This is a genomic window from Italian clover phyllody phytoplasma str. MA1 (assembly GCF_000300695.1).
Lineage (GTDB): Bacteria > Bacillota_I > Bacilli_A > Acholeplasmatales > Acholeplasmataceae > Phytoplasma.
The window spans coordinates 1-1,474 of record NZ_AKIM01000128.1; the positions used below are offsets into that span (position 1 = coordinate 1).

A 1,474-nucleotide genomic window follows, 5' to 3' on the forward strand; every position below is an offset into this window, starting at 1 on the left:
AATTTTTTTTCTATTTATATCTATATTATACATAATTTTAAAGTTATTTAAACAATTAATTGAAAAAACATAAATAAAACAACACAAAAAACCCTTTTAAAGAAGGGTATTTTTTTATTAAAACTGCCTTGATATTAAATATTACAAATTATTAATTTAAATATTGATATAAAGGATTAATATAATTGTTAAAATGAGTAAATCGTACTTTTTTATCTAAATTATTTTTAAAAGATTGTTTGATTTGTAATTTAGTTAGATTAAAACATTTATTAATTAAATTGCATGTTTTAAAATATTTTGGACTATTAATATAATTATCGAATAATTTTTTTTCATAAAATATGATGCCATAAAAAAGTGATAATTGTCCTTTTTGTTTAATATATTTCGACATATATTTATTTTTATTTTCTATAAAACATTTATTGTTATTAAATTCTTGTAAATGTTTATTATTATTTTTAAATAAATTATCATTAATATCTAAAATATCATTTCTTAATATTTTAAAAAACATATGTTGTTGATCAAAATTTAAAATATTACTAAGATATAAATTAGTTAATTGATATTTAGGATGTTGCAAATCAAAAGGTAAAAATTTTAAAGTTTTAGTAATAGGTAATTTTTGACAACTTTTAGAAAATTTAAATAAATGTCTACCTGTTAAATAATTTTTCTTTTGTAAAATCATTTTTTTAATTTCTTTATCATTGCCGACATACTCAGCATATTTAGTAACATATTTAGAAATAATAGAAGAACTATCTTCTTTACAAATACTTTGTTTCAATTGACATTCGTTTATTTCTAATTTAATTTTTGCATTACTTTTAAAAACTTGTAAATTTTGAGAACGAGGATTTAATCTTTTTAAATTAGATAAACCTTTTTCATTATTAATAATATCAGCCCATAATTTAAAAACATTAGGAATAATTAAATTTTTACTTTTAACTTTTTTCCAACCATTCTTATTATTATATCTATGTTGATATTTCTCGTAATATTCTTTATTTTCTAAAAATTCTGAATTATTTATTAAACCTTTTTTTTGACACATCATTTCATTAGTAAAACCAAAAATTTTTAATAAATCAATATTAAACATAATATGAAAATGCCATACATTTCTATTATTTTTAGTCTGTATTTGTGAAGCAATAAAATATTTAAATTTTTTTAAAAATTTAATAATCTTATCTTTTTTAAAGCCTTTTTGATGTAAAATTTGTCTATATTCATAACGTAATTTATTAATAAATTTTTTTACTAATTGATGCGTTTGATCATAATTTTTAACCTCTTTTGATAAAGAACCGTTAGCATTATGATGCGGCAAAGTAAGTGTTAACCAACTAATTTTTTGTTCTTCAGCAAAATTATAAATAGCTTTAAAACGAGCATTTATTTTAGATTGTTTCAGATTTCTTTTAATATCTTCTATTTTACTTTCTAAATTAAGAGAAGG

General features: G+C 17.9%; 1 protein-coding gene. It reads right to left on the reverse strand.

Features of this window, described 5'->3' with window-relative positions; translation table 11 throughout:
- Positions 1–151: 151 nt before the first annotated feature.
- A partial coding sequence (locus tag RI01_RS03700) for a hypothetical protein (RefSeq protein ID WP_017193177.1) occupies positions 152–1,474 on the reverse strand: 1,323 nt, incomplete at its 5' end.